We start from the raw sequence: 12,795 nt of genomic DNA on the forward strand, positions 1-12,795 counted from the left end.
TGATCAGTCCACCGTCACGTAGTCGGGACCGGAGTAACGTCCGGTGGCCAGCTTCTGACGCTGCATCAGCAGGTCGTTCAGCAGGCTCGACGCGCCGAACCGGAACCAGTGGTTGTCCAGCCAGTCCTCACCGGCCGTCTCGTTGACCAGGACCAGGAACTTGATGGCGTCCTTGGTGGTCCGGATGCCGCCGGCGGGCTTCACCCCGACCTGTACCCCGGTCTGGGCGCGGAAGTCGCGCACCGCCTCCAGCATGAGCAGGGTGTTCGCGGGAGTGGCGTTCACCCCGACCTTGCCGGTCGAGGTCTTGATGAAGTCCGCACCCGCGATCATGCCGAGCCAGGAGGCGCGGCGGATGTTGTCGTAGGTGGACAGCTCGCCGGTCTCGAAGATCACCTTCAGGCGGGCCTGCTCGCCGCAGGCCTCCTTCACGGCGCGGATCTCCTCGTACACCTTCAGGTAGTGGCCCGCGAGGAACGCCCCGCGGTCGATCACCATGTCGATCTCGTCCGCCCCGGCGGCGACGGCGTCACGGGTGTCCGCGAGCTTGACGTCGAGGGCGGCGCGTCCGGCCGGGAAGGCGGTGGCGACGGAGGCGACCTTCACGTCGGTCCCCGCGACGCCGGCCTTGGCGGTGGCCACCATGTCGGGGTAGACGCAGACCGCGGCGGTGCGCGGGGTGGTGCGGTCGGTGGGGTCGGGATTGACGGCCTTGGCGGCGAGCGCCCGGACCTTGCCCGGGGTGTCCGCGCCTTCGAGCGTCGTCAGGTCGATCATCGAGATGGCCAGGTCGATGGCGTACGCCTTGGCCGTGGTCTTGATCGAACGGGTACCGAGAGACGCGGCGCGCGCTTCCAGGCCGACGGTGTCGACGCCGGGCAGCCCGTGGAGGAACCGGCGCAGCGTGCTGTCGGACGCGGTCACGTCAGCGAATGCGGGTGCAGGGGGCATGGTCACCACTTGAGCATATCTACGCGCGTAGCGGCCTGTACAGCCCCGGGCGCGTGGTCCGTGGATACGCGCTGGTGGACACGGGTGAAGTGAGCTCTGTCACGCGCTCGTGACAGGGAGCGAACGGGTCCCGCACACAAGATCCATAACTTTGTTCGTGCAGCCCGCCAGAACTCACCGGCGCCGCCCGAACGAGCAGGCGGCATGCGGCTCTTCCTCACCTCCACCCTCTTCCGGCATCACGGAGTCGTCATGCGTTTCGCCCTTCGCACCGCCATCGCCACCGCCGTCATGGCCGGTGCCGTGCTCACCCCCACGACCGCCGCCACCGCCGCCGAGGGCCCCGGCGGCAGCCGGCCGGCCACCGGCTCGCCGACCGCGGGCACCCGGCCGGCCGCTGCGGACCCGCAGCCCGCCGGGCCCGGGACCGCTGCCGGCCCCGCCGCGCCGGACACCGAGCCCGCCCCGGCGGTGAAGCCCGCCGCGCCGGACACCGACCCGGCCGCCCCGGCGGTGAAGCCCGCCGCGCCGGACACCGAGCCCGCCGCAGGCGAGCCGCAGCCCGGGTCCGGCGAGCGCGAGCCCCTCGCCACCGTCCAGCTCGTGGAGGGCATGTCCGCGCAGGTCTTCCGCGTCGACGGCACGCTGGAGGCCGACGTCCGCCGGGCCGGCAGGACGCTGTTCACGCTGAAGGCCGGCGAGAAGCGCACGTACAACCGGGTCGAGGTCCTCCTCAGGGCCGACGGACGGGTGATCCCGCGCCAGGTCGACGAGGACATGGGCGAACTGGTCCGTACCCGCACCCTCAAGAACGGCACCTACGTCAAGATCTACCGCGTCACTCCGGACCACCACCGTGCCGACACCTTCGTCGACGGCACCTCGATCGGTGTCCTGGACGCCGACGGCCGCTCGGTGGCCGCCCAGAACGACGTCCAGTACCTCGTGCTCGACGCGGACGGCTCGGCGTATGACTGGCTCGGCAGGGACAACGTCGTGACCGGCGCCGAGCCGGGCGTCTACAGGCTGCCCAACGGCCGGCTGATCCGGATCGTCAGGACGGAGTCGGGCCGTTACGGCATCTCCGCGTGCACCGAGGACGGGTGCCCGAAGGGCGTCCTGCTCGTCGACGGCACCGGCCGTGCCGTCCTGCGCACGGGCTCGGCCGTCGTCGTCCTCGACCGGGACGGCACGTTCTCCCACTACGTCGTCGGAGCCGCCACCCAGGGCGCGGCCGTCCACATCGGCGCCGAGGTCCCGGGCGCGGACAAGGGCGGCGACAGCGACAACGGCACGGGCAAGGGTGCCGGGCAGGACGGGGACAAGGGCGGTGACACGGCCACGCACGCCACCGCCGCCGTCACCGCCCAGGGCACCACCTCGCAGACGTCCGTCGTGCCGAGGGGCGGGGTCGCCGCCGGTGCCGAGACGGCCGGCGAGGGCGACCGCACCCTGCTCGTCGCCGCAGGTGCGGGCGCCGCCGCCCTGTCGGCCGCCGGCCTCGGATTCGTCGCCATGCGCCGCCGGGCGGCCGACCACCGCTGATCGCCGACCACCGCTGATCACCGTTCCTCCCGTGGCCCGTCCCGACCCGAGCGGGCCACTCCCACCCCGGGCGGGCCGCCGCGACACACCCCACGCGGCGGCCCGCCGCCCACGTTCCCAGGAGCCCCCGTGAAGCACCGGCTCGCCGCCGCGCTGCTCGTCCTCGCCGGCGCGGCCGGCTGCGGCGCCCCCGCGGACGCCCCCCGGCCCGCCCCGCCCGCCCACGTCGAACCCGCGAGCGCCCCTCCCGCGGCCGCCGCCGCCCCCATGGCCCGTTCCCGGCCCGTACGGGTCGAGATCCCCGCGGCGGGCGTCGACACCGGCCCCGTGCTCGGCCTCGGCCTCGCCGCCGACGGCACGGTCGAAGTGCCGTCCGTCGCCGACGCGGACCGGATCGGCTGGTACGACAAGGGCGTCACGCCCGGCGAGACGGGGCCCGCCGTGCTGATCGGCCACTTCGACACCGCCGAGGGCCCGGCCGTCCTCAAGGACGTCGCCAGGATGCGCACCGGCGACCGCATCACCGTCCGGCGGGCCGACGGCACCACCGCCCTCTTCCGCGTACGCGAACTGGAGCAGGTCGACAAGAAGGCCTTCCCGACGCGGAAGGTCTACGGCGACACCACCCGCCCCGAACTGCGCCTCATCACCTGCGGCGGGGAACTGGTGGACGGCCACCGGCCGGACAACATCATCGTGTACGCCGATCTGGTCGTGTGAGGCTCCGGGCCGTGAGGCAGAATCGGCCGCATGACGACCCCCGAGCAGCCCCAGTACGCCGACCGGTCCTTCCGCTCGACCCCGGGGATCATCGGCGGACTGCTGCTGATCGGCTTCGCCGCCTGGATCGGCGGTGACGCCCTGGTCACCGGCGAGGGCCGGGTGCCCTGGATCGCCGCGGCCGGGCTGCTGCTCGTCGTCCCGCTGATCGTCGCGTTCACCTTCCGGCCGGTGGTGTACGCGGGCGCCGACCGCATGCGCGTACGGAACCCGTTCCGGACCGTCGAGCTGCCCTGGGCGGCGGTCGCGGACGTGCGCGCCGGGTACTCCAGCGAGGTCGTCACCGTGGACGGCACCGTCTACCAGCTGTGGTCGGTGCCCGTCTCGCTGCGCGAGCGCAAGCGGGCGGCGCGGCGGCGGGACCGGACGGAGGCCGCGCCCGGACCGGCCGCAGGCCCCGGCACCGGACAGGCGGCCGCGTCCGCCGGCGCCGACCGGACCGTCGCCGACCTGCGCGAACTGGCCGAGCGGGGCGCGTCGCGGCCCACCGCCCAGGGGACCGCCAAGATCCGGTGGGCCTACGAGATCATCGTCCCCGCCCTCGCCGGGCTGGTCCTCCTCCTGGTCCTGCTCGCCGTCTGAGCGTCACGGCGGCCCCGGCCACACCAGCAGCATGTAGGCGCCCAGCCACGCCGACGACAGCGCGGCGGCCCCCAGCACCACCGCGGCCACCGCCCCGCGCGCCCGGGCCACCGCCACGGCCGCCGGCAGCAGCAGCGGGAAGGCGGGCAGCAGGAAACGGGCGCGCGGGAAGTACACCCCGCCGCTGCCCAAAACCACCACCAGCAGCGCCCCGCAGAAGACCAGCAGCGCCGGCGGCTGCCGGTCGGCCAGGCACAGCGCGTACAGCGCCACCGAGGCCACCAGCACCGCCGACACGGCCACCAGGAACAGCTGGGGCGTCCGGTCGTAGGCGAGCAGCTCCCGCATCTCGCGCAGGGTGCCCGCGCCGCCGTCCCACGTGTTGCGCCACAGCCGCTGCACGGCGAAGTACCCGTCCCAGCGGCCCACCCGGAGGCCCACCCACGCCACGTACGCGAGCCAGCCCAGGGGAGCGGTGAGCGCCGCGGCCAACGGGGCCCACGCGCGCGTGCGGGCCGCCGCCACCAGGCCGGCCGCCGTCACCGCCGCGGCGAGCGCGATCCCGGTCGGGCGCGTGAGGCCGGCGAGCACCGTCAGGGCCGCCGCCGCGTACCAGCGGCCGGTCAGCACGGCGTACAGGGCCCACGCGGCCAGCGCCGTGAACAGCGACTCGGTGTAGCCCATCCACTGCACGACCCCGACCGGCAGGGCGCCCCACAGGACGGCGAGCACCGTGCCGGCGCGGCGCCCGTGCAGCCGGTCACCGACCGCGAAGACCCCCCAGGCGGCGACCAGGGAGAACCCCACCGCCAGCAGCAGCGCCACCGACGCGCGCGAGCCGGGCGTGACGCCCGCGACCGCCTTCACCAGCACCGGGTAGAGCGGGAAGAACGCCAGATTGTTGGAGTCGTACCGGGTGCCGAGGTGGTCCTGGTAGCCGTGGTCGGCGATGCCCAGGTACCAGTCCGAGTCCCAGGACGTCGCCAGCGTCGGCCACACCCCGTGCCCCTTGAGGTGCGCCCACCGGGCCAGGACGAGCAGCCCCAGGAGCCGGACGAACAGGTACCCGAGCAGGGCGGGCGCGGCGTACCGCAGTGAGCGGGCGGTCCGCTCCCGTACGCCCCCGGCCACCGGGGACGGGGGCCGGCGCGACGCGGGGACGGTCGGGCGCGGGGTGATCACCGACGGGGGCACGGTGGCGCTCCAGGGGCTCGGCTGCGGTACCGGGGGTCACCCTGCTCGGTGGCCCCCGGAACGTACCGGCCCCCTGCGTCGACTGACGTAGGGAATTCACCCGTACGGGATGCGTACGGGCGCCACCCCTCAGATACCGGCCGCCGCCGCCAGGTCCCGCTTGATCGCGGCCAGCACGTCGTCGCCCTTCGCCCGCGCCCCGGCCAGCCCGCTCGCGTCGGCGACCGGGACGACGACCTCCAGGTAGCACTTCAGCTTCGGCTCGGTGCCGCTGGGCCGCACGATGACACGAGCCCGGTGCTCGCCGTCCAGGTGGTACCGCAACCCGTCCGTGGGCGGCAGCCTGTCGGTGCCCTTCGTCAGGTCCTCGGCCGACGTCACCGTCAGCCCGGCCAGCGTGGCCGGAGGCTGCTCGCGCAGGCGCCGCATGGCGTTCGCGATGATGCCCAGGTCCTCCACGCGCACCGACAGCTGGTCCGTGGCGTGCAGCCCGTGCCGCAGGGCCAGGTCGTCCAGCAGGTCGGAGAGGGTACGGCCCTCCTCCTTCAGCTCCGAGGCCAGCTCGGCGACGAGCAGCGCCGCCGTGATGCCGTCCTTGTCGCGCACGCCGCCGGGGTCGACGCAGTAGCCGAGCGCCTCCTCGTAGCCGTAGGCGAGACCCTCGACGCGGGCGATCCACTTGAAGCCGGTCAGCGTCTCCTCGTACGGCAGCCCGGCCGCCTCCGCGATCCGGCCCAGCAGCGAGGACGACACGATCGACTCGGCGAACGTACCGGTCACGCCCTTGCGGACCAGGTGGGCGGCGAGCAGCGCGCCGACCTCGTCGCCGCGCAGCATCCGCCAGTCGCCGTCGTGCGGGACGGCGACGGCGCAGCGGTCGGCGTCCGGGTCGTTGGCGATGACGATGTCCGGCCGCACCTCGCGGGCCGCGGCGAAGGCCAGGTCCATCGCCCCCGGCTCCTCGGGGTTGGGGAAGGCGACGGTCGGGAAGTCCGGGTCGGGCTCGGCCTGCTCGGCCACGAGCGTCGGCGCGGGGAACCCGGCGCGCTCCCAGGCCGCGAGGACGACGTCCTTGCCGACGCCGTGCATGGCCGTGTAGACGACGTTCGCGGTCCGGGGGGACCCCGGGCTCAGGACGGCGTCCGTACGCGCCAGGTAGGCCTCCAGGACCTCCTCGCCGAGCGTCTCCCAGCCGTCCTCGGCCCGCGGTACGTCGTTCAGGCTCGCGATCGCGGCGATCTCGGCGGCGATCCCCGAGTCGGCGGGCGGCACGATCTGCGAGCCGTCGCCCAGGTAGACCTTGTAGCCGTTGTCGCGGGGCGGGTTGTGGCTGGCGGTGACCTCGACGCCGGCGACGGCGCCCAGGTGCCTTATGGCGTACGCCAGGACGGGCGTCGGCAGCGGGCGCGGCAGGATCGCGGCGCGCAGCCCCGCCCCCACCATCACGGCGGCGGTGTCCCGGGCGAAGTCGGCCGACTTGTGGCGGGCGTCGTAGCCGATCACGACGAGCCCGCCGGTGCGGCCCTCGGCCTTCAGGTACGCGGCCAGCCCCGCCGCCGCGCGGATCACCACGGCCCGGTTCATCCGCATGGGGCCGGCCCCCAGCTCGCCGCGCAGCCCGGCCGTGCCGAACTGGAGCGTGCCGCCGAACCGGGCGGCGAGCTCGTCCAGGTCCTCCGCCCCGATGAGCCCGGCGAGCTCCTCGCGCGTCTCGGGATCGGGGTCCTCGGCGAGCCACGCCTTCGCCTGCGCGATGAGGTTCTGCTGCACGGTGTCTGCCTCTCTGGATGTCTGGTCTGCGGTACGTGCCGTACCCCGGCGGCGGGCCTCCGTCCCGGTTCCCGGCCCTTTGCCGTCCGGCCGGCGCCGGTGGTGCGGGGTGCCTCGTCGTCCGGCTCCTGCCCGGTGGGCGGGGCGTTTCGCCGTTCGGCTATCGCCGGTGGGCGGGGGCGGGTGTCTGGTCCTGCGGCGGGGGATGCTCGGACTCTCGCTTCGCTCGTCTTACGTCTGAGCACCCCCCGCCTCCGGCCCCGACACCCTCACGCCGGCGGAAACCACCCCGGGCCCACCCCGGAAGGGGGACGCGCAGTGGGGGGTGTTCCGGGCGTAAGACGACCGAGCTTGCGAGGGAGAGCCCGGGACACCCGCCACGGAGCGGACCCCAACGGCAACCGGCACCGGGCGGGTCACCGGGGAGACCCGCCGGCGGGCCGGCGCCCACGGCAACCGGCACCGGGCGGGTCGCCGGGGAAACCCGCCGACGGGTCGGCGCCCGCCCCGGGGGTGGGTCAGATGCGGTCCAGCACCCGGGTGAGGAGCTCACCCATGCGCGCGGCGGAGTCGCGGCCCGCCTGGAGGACCTCCTCGTGGTTCAGCGGCTCGCCCGAGAGCCCCGCCGCCAGGTTGGTGACCAGCGAGATCCCGAGCACCTCCGCGCCCGCCTCGCGGGCCGCGATGGCCTCCAGCACGGTCGACATGCCGACCAGGTCGCCACCGAGGACGCGGACCATGTTGATCTCGGCCGGGGTCTCGTAGTGCGGGCCGGGGAACTGGACGTACACGCCCTCTTCGAGGGTCTCGTCGACCTCCTTGCACAGCGCGCGCAGGCGCGGCGAGTAGAGGTCGGTGAGGTCCACGAAGTTGGCGCCCACGATGGGCGAGGCACCCGTCAGGTTCAGGTGGTCGCTGATCAGGACCGGCTGGCCGGGGCGCATGCCCTCGCGCAGGCCGCCGCAGCCGTTGGTCAGCACGACGGTCTTGCAGCCGGCGGCGACGGCGGTGCGCACACCGTGGGCGACGGGGGCGACGCCGCGGCCCTCGTAGTAGTGGGTGCGGCCCAGGAAGACCAGCGCGCGCTTGTCGCCGATCGAGTACGAGCGGATCTTGCCGCCGTGGCCCTCGACGGCCGGGGGCGGGAAGCCGGGCAGCTCCGTGACCGGGAACTCGGCGTCCGGGGCGCCGAGCGCGTCGACGGCCGGCGCCCAGCCGGAGCCCATCACCAGGGCGACGTCGTGGGTCTCGGCGCCGGTCAGCTCGCGCAGGCGCGCGGCGGCGTCGGCGGCGGCGGCGTAGGGGTCGCCCTGGAGGTGGTCCGGGGTGGCAGTTGCGTTCACAGAGTCTCTCGCCTCGCGAAGTAACAGTCGCCCCGGACCGCTCACGAGGACCGGGGGTCCGGGGGCCGGCCCCGGAAGAAAGCAGTACGCACAAGAGCGTAGCCCGAAGTTGCCTACGCGCGTAGATGACGATGCCCACGGACCCCGGATCGTTGTCTTGTCGTTTCCGACAAGGAACGGTCAGCAGGGGCGCTTGCGCAGCTCCATCACGTAGTCGTGCGGGGCGCCCGCCGACTCCGCCGCGTCCGCGATCTCGCCCAGGTAGCGGGCCGACGGCAGGCCGCCCTCGTATCCGTTGAGCACGTACACCCAGGCGGGTTCCTCGCCGTCCAGGGTGTGCACCCGCACCCGCATGCGCCGGTAGATGTCGAGCCCGACGCCCTCCCAGCGGTCCATGGAGTCCTCGTCCATGGGCGCGACGTCGTACAGGGCGACGAACACCTGGGAGCGCGGCGCCTCCACGATCGTGGCGAGGGCACCCTCCCAGCCCATCTGCTCCCCGCCGAAGGTCAGCCGCCAGCCGTTGAGCCAGCCCGTGCCGCGCAGGGGGGAATGCGGGGCGCGGCGGGTCATCAGCCGCGCGTCGAGGTTGCCGGCGTACGCGGCGTAGAGCGACATGGGATCGAGGGTACGGGAGGGCCGGGGGTGAGCGCTGTTCCTCGATGGAGGGCCCCGGCGGGAAGCACCCGGAGCCGTGCGGGACAATGGGGTACGTACTTGCACCCCTGCCGTGACGAGAGCGCGAGGCGTAACCCCTGTGACCCGGATCGTGATCATCGGTGGCGGACCCGGCGGATACGAGGCGGCCCTGGTGGGCGCCCAGCTCGGCGCGGAGGTGACCGTCGTCGACACCGACGGCCTCGGCGGAGCGTCCGTCCTGACCGACTGCGTACCCTCGAAGACCCTGATCGCCACGGCCGAGGTGATGACCACCTTCGACTCCTCGCACGAGGAGCTGGGCATCATCGTCGCGGACGACACCCCGCACATCGAGCAGGCCGCCCGGATCGTCGGCGTGGACCTCGGCAAGGTCAACCGGCGGGTGAAGCGGCTCGCCCTGGCCCAGTCCCACGACATCACCGCCTCCGTCACGCGGGCGGGCGCGCGCGTGCTGCGCGGCCGCGGCCGCCTCGACGGCCGCCAGGCCGTGGACGGCTCCCGCCAGGTGATCGTCACCGCCGCCGACGGCAGCGAGGAGACGCTCACCGCCGACGCGGTGCTGATCGCCACCGGCGGCCACCCGCGCGAGATCCCCGACGCCCTGCCGGACGGCGAGCGCATCCTCAACTGGACGCAGGTGTACGACCTGGACGAGCTCCCCGAGGAGCTGATCGTGGTCGGTTCCGGTGTCACGGGTGCCGAGTTCGCCGGCGCCTACCAGGCGCTGGGCTCCAGGGTCACCCTGGTCTCCTCGCGCGACCGCGTGCTGCCCGGTGAGGACCCGGACGCGGCGGCCGTCCTGGAGGACGTCTTCCGGCGCCGCGGCATGAACGTCATGGCCCGCTCCCGCGCCCAGTCCGCCAAGCGCGTCGGGGACCGGGTGGAGGTCACCCTCGCCGACGGGCGGGTCATCTCCGGCAGCCACTGCCTGATGGCGGTCGGCGCCATCCCGAACACCGCCGGGATGGGGCTGGAGGAGGCCGGCGTACGGCTGAAGGAGTCCGGCCACATCTGGACCGACAAGGTCTCCCGCACCTCCGCTCCGGGCGTGTACGCCGCCGGTGACGTCACCGGCGTCTTCGCGCTCGCGTCGGTCGCGGCCATGCAGGGCCGGATCGCGATGTACCACTTCCTCGGCGACGCCGTGACGCCGCTGAACCTGAAGACCGTCTCCTCGAACGTCTTCACCGACCCCGAGATCGCCACGGTCGGTTACACGCAGGCCGACGTCGACGCGGGCAAGATCGACGCGCGCTGTGTGAAGCTGCCGCTGCTGCGCAACCCGCGCGCCAAGATGCAGGGCATCCGGGACGGCTTCGTCAAGATCTTCTGCCGTCCGGGCACCGGCATCGTGGTCGGCGGCTGTGTCGTCGCGCCGCGCGCCAGCGAGCTGATCCACCCGATCTCGATCGCGGTCGACAACAACCTGACGGTCGAACAGATCGCAAACGCCTTCACCGTGTACCCGTCCCTGTCGGGCTCGATCGCCGAGGTGGCACGACAGTTGCACACCCGGAAGACGTCCGCCGAGGCGTAGGCCGCCGCCGGGGGAGGGACAACACCCGGCAACCCCCGGCAAGTCGGGACATCGATCAATCAACGACCGTTCTCGGACGGGCCCGCCTATACCACTTGGCGGGCCCGTCTGTTCGCAACTTCCCTTAATAGGCGCATACCGCTGCAAAGAAACGGTCGCTGGCGTTACTGTCAGTTTCGTGTTCGCTGCAGAACGTCGCCAGTTGATCCTTGAAATGGTGCGCGCCAACGGGGCGGTATCGCTCCGGGAGCTCGCCCGCGTCGTCCAGACCTCCGAAGTGACCGTACGGCGTGACGTGCGGGCACTGGAGGCAGAAGGACTCCTCGACCGCCGGCACGGCGGTGCGGTGCTGCCGGGCGGTTTTACGCGAGAGTCCGGCTTCCCGCAGAAATCCCATCTCGCGACCGCCGAGAAGACGGCCATCGCCGACGTGGCCGCCGGACTCGTCGAAGAGGGCGAGGCCATCGTGGTCGGCGCCGGGACCACCACGCAGGAGCTGGCCCGCCGGCTCGCCCGCGTGCCCGGGCTGACCGTCGTCACCAACTCCCTGCTCGTCGCCCAGGCGCTGGCCCACGCCAACCGGGTGGAGGTCGTCATGACCGGCGGCACCCTGCGCGGCTCCAACTACGCCCTGGTGGGCAGCGGGGCCGAGCAGTCCCTCCAGGGGCTGCGGGTGTCGCGGGCGTTCCTGTCCGGGAGCGGGCTCACCGCCGAGCGGGGCCTGTCCACGTCCAACATGCTCTCCGCGAGCGTCGACCGGGCGCTGGTGCAGGCGGCGGCGGAGGTGGTCGTGCTGGCGGACCACACCAAGCTCGGTACGGACACCATGTTCCAGACCGTGCCGACGGACCTGATCACCCGGCTGGTCACCGACGAGCCGCCCGTCCACGACGACCGGGCGGGCACCGAGCTCCAGGCGCTGGCCGACCAGGGCGTGCAGATCACCGTGGCCGGCTCCGGGCCGGGCGCGTCGGGCGCGGAGAGTGCCCCGCCGCCCGGCCGGCCGGGCCGCAGGGACGTTCCGCTGCCGGGCCAGCGCGGCCGGCACCCGGGCGGCCCGCAGCTGCGCAGCGCGTCACTGGCCGGGGACGGCCAGCCGCCGGAGCGCGCGGCGCGCGTGGCGGACCTGCGCCGCCGCTGACGGGCCGCCCCGGGCGCCGCTGCGGGCGGCCCGGCGCCGCCGCCGACAGGCCCCTCCGGGGGCCGCGCCCCCGTCCCGCGGGGGCCACGCCCCCGCCCCGCGCGGGGCGGTGCAGCAGGTGCGGTGGCTACGGGTGGCGCACCGGGGGCTGCGATCACGGCCGGCGATCACGGGCGGCGCACCAGGGCCGGCGTACCACCGGCGGTGCACCGGGCCGCGCCCTCGCCCGCGCAGGGCCGCCGTACCAGGGCCGACGGCTACGGCCGCCGCACCAGGGTCGACGGCCACGGGCGGCGTCACCGGGACCGGCGCGTCTCCGCGTCAGGGCTTGAGGCCGCGCAGGGTGAGCGTCAGCAGGCGGTCGGCCAGCTCCGGATCGTCCGGGGACTGCTCGGCGGCCAGCGCGATGGCGTTGGTGAGCTGCATCAGGTCGCCGATCGACACGTCCGCGCGCACCGCGCCGGCCTCCTGGGCGCGCACCAGCAGCCGCTCGCCCGCCGAGCGCATCGGGGTGCTGCACTGCGACAGGGCCGAACTGGCGTCGTGCGACGCCGACATGAGCGCACGGGCCAGGCCCCGGTACTCGCCAGCGTGCGTGACGATGGCACGCAGCCACTCCACCAGCGCCGTGCACGGCTGCTCGGCGCCGGCCAGGTCGCGCGACCGTTCCAGCAGGGTGTGGAGAGCGTCCTGGAAGACCGCGTTCATCAGCGCGTGCCGGTTGGGGAAGTGCCGGTAGAGCGTGCCGATCCCCACCCCGGCGCGGCGGGCGATGTCCTCCAGCGACGCGTCGGTGCCGTGCTCCGCGAAGGCGGTCCGGGCCTCGCGCAGCAGCCGCTCGTAGTTGCGGCGGGCGTCGGCGCGCATGGGGCGCGGAGCGCCCGGCGTCCCGTCCGCCGCCGTCCCGCTCGCCGCCGTGCTCGTCGCCATCGCGCCCGTCCTCCCTCGCAGCCCCGCCTCTGTCTCCAGGATGCCATCGCGCACATGACGAGGGGCCCGCCGGGCGACTGCCGGCGGGCCCCTCGTGGTGAGGCGTGTCAGTCCTTGATCTCGCAGATCGCGGCGCCGGACGTCACCGACGCGCCGACCTCGGCGGCCAGGCCCTTGATGGTGCCGGCGCGGTGGGCGTTGAGGGGCTGCTCCATCTTCATGGCCTCCAGGACGACGACGAGGTCGCCCTCCTTGACCTCCTGGCCCTCCTCGACGGCGACCTTGACGATCGTGCCCTGCATCGGGGAGGCGAGGGTGTCGCCCGAGGCGGCCGAGCCGGCCTTCTTGGCGGCGCGTCGTTT

12 protein-coding genes are annotated in these 12,795 nt (G+C 74.1%); 5 read left to right on the plus strand and 7 right to left on the minus strand.

Annotated elements, in window-relative coordinates; translation table 11 throughout:
* Positions 1 to 3: 3 nt before the first annotated feature.
* Positions 4 to 951, minus strand: coding sequence for a deoxyribose-phosphate aldolase (gene deoC, locus A4V12_RS06240; protein ID WP_064068204.1), 948 nt, complete (start codon positions 949 to 951; stop codon positions 4 to 6).
* 252 nt (positions 952 to 1,203) lie between these two features.
* On the opposite strand from deoC, the gene A4V12_RS06245 reads away from it, so the two are divergent.
* The 3 genes from A4V12_RS06245 (at position 1,204) to A4V12_RS06255 (ending at position 3,858) form a co-directional block, all read left to right on the plus strand.
* Positions 1,204 to 2,496 carry a hypothetical protein gene (locus A4V12_RS06245; RefSeq protein ID WP_159028822.1) on the plus strand — a complete coding sequence of 431 codons (1,293 nt, stop codon included), beginning with the start codon at positions 1,204 to 1,206 and terminating at the stop codon, positions 2,494 to 2,496.
* A 129-nt stretch (positions 2,497 to 2,625) separates the two neighbouring features.
* Positions 2,626 to 3,216 (plus strand): class F sortase, encoded by a 591-nt coding sequence (locus A4V12_RS06250; protein WP_064068206.1) that lies wholly within the window; start codon positions 2,626 to 2,628, stop codon positions 3,214 to 3,216.
* A gap of 30 nt (positions 3,217 to 3,246) precedes the next feature.
* Positions 3,247 to 3,858 (plus strand): PH domain-containing protein, encoded by a 612-nt coding sequence (locus A4V12_RS06255; RefSeq protein WP_064068207.1) that lies wholly within the window; start codon positions 3,247 to 3,249, stop codon positions 3,856 to 3,858.
* A gap of 3 nt (positions 3,859 to 3,861) precedes the next feature.
* Here A4V12_RS06255 and A4V12_RS06260 read toward each other — a convergent pair whose 3' ends face one another.
* The 4 genes from A4V12_RS06260 to A4V12_RS06275 form a co-directional block, all read right to left on the minus strand.
* Complete coding sequence (locus A4V12_RS06260; protein ID WP_064068208.1) at positions 3,862 to 5,052, minus strand: hypothetical protein; 1,191 nt, start codon at positions 5,050 to 5,052, stop codon at positions 3,862 to 3,864.
* A gap of 129 nt (positions 5,053 to 5,181) precedes the next feature.
* Complete coding sequence (locus tag A4V12_RS06265; RefSeq protein WP_064068209.1) at positions 5,182 to 6,822, minus strand: phospho-sugar mutase; 1,641 nt, start codon at positions 6,820 to 6,822, stop codon at positions 5,182 to 5,184.
* A gap of 518 nt (positions 6,823 to 7,340) precedes the next feature.
* Positions 7,341 to 8,165, minus strand: a complete 825-nt coding sequence (locus A4V12_RS06270) for a purine-nucleoside phosphorylase (protein ID WP_064068210.1) — start codon at positions 8,163 to 8,165, stop codon at positions 7,341 to 7,343.
* 180 nt (positions 8,166 to 8,345) lie between these two features.
* Positions 8,346 to 8,783 carry a gamma-glutamylcyclotransferase gene (locus A4V12_RS06275; protein ID WP_023586845.1) on the minus strand — a complete coding sequence of 146 codons (438 nt, stop codon included), beginning with the start codon at positions 8,781 to 8,783 and terminating at the stop codon, positions 8,346 to 8,348.
* A gap of 139 nt (positions 8,784 to 8,922) precedes the next feature.
* Here A4V12_RS06275 and A4V12_RS06280 point away from each other — a divergent pair, with 139 nt between their 5' ends.
* Together A4V12_RS06280 and A4V12_RS06285 are read left to right on the plus strand one after the other, a co-directional pair.
* Positions 8,923 to 10,362, plus strand: coding sequence for an NAD(P)H-quinone dehydrogenase (locus A4V12_RS06280; RefSeq protein ID WP_064068211.1), 1,440 nt, complete (start codon positions 8,923 to 8,925; stop codon positions 10,360 to 10,362).
* A 178-nt stretch (positions 10,363 to 10,540) separates the two neighbouring features.
* Complete coding sequence (locus A4V12_RS06285; RefSeq protein ID WP_079136842.1) at positions 10,541 to 11,503, plus strand: DeoR family transcriptional regulator; 963 nt, start codon at positions 10,541 to 10,543, stop codon at positions 11,501 to 11,503.
* Positions 11,504 to 11,824: 321 nt separating this feature from the next.
* On the opposite strand, the gene A4V12_RS06290 is transcribed toward A4V12_RS06285, so the two are convergent.
* Entirely contained in the window at positions 11,825 to 12,433 is a 609-nt protein-coding gene (locus A4V12_RS06290) for a TetR/AcrR family transcriptional regulator (RefSeq protein ID WP_064068213.1), read from the minus strand.
* Positions 12,434 to 12,540: 107 nt separating this feature from the next.
* Positions 12,541 to 12,795, minus strand: a 255-nt coding sequence (locus tag A4V12_RS06295) for an acetyl-CoA carboxylase biotin carboxyl carrier protein subunit (RefSeq protein ID WP_159028823.1), incomplete at its 5' end; no start/stop codon positions are given.

Origin of the sequence: Streptomyces noursei, assembly GCF_001646665.1 — a bacterium.
GTDB lineage: Bacteria > Actinomycetota > Actinomycetes > Streptomycetales > Streptomycetaceae > Streptomyces > Streptomyces lavendulocolor.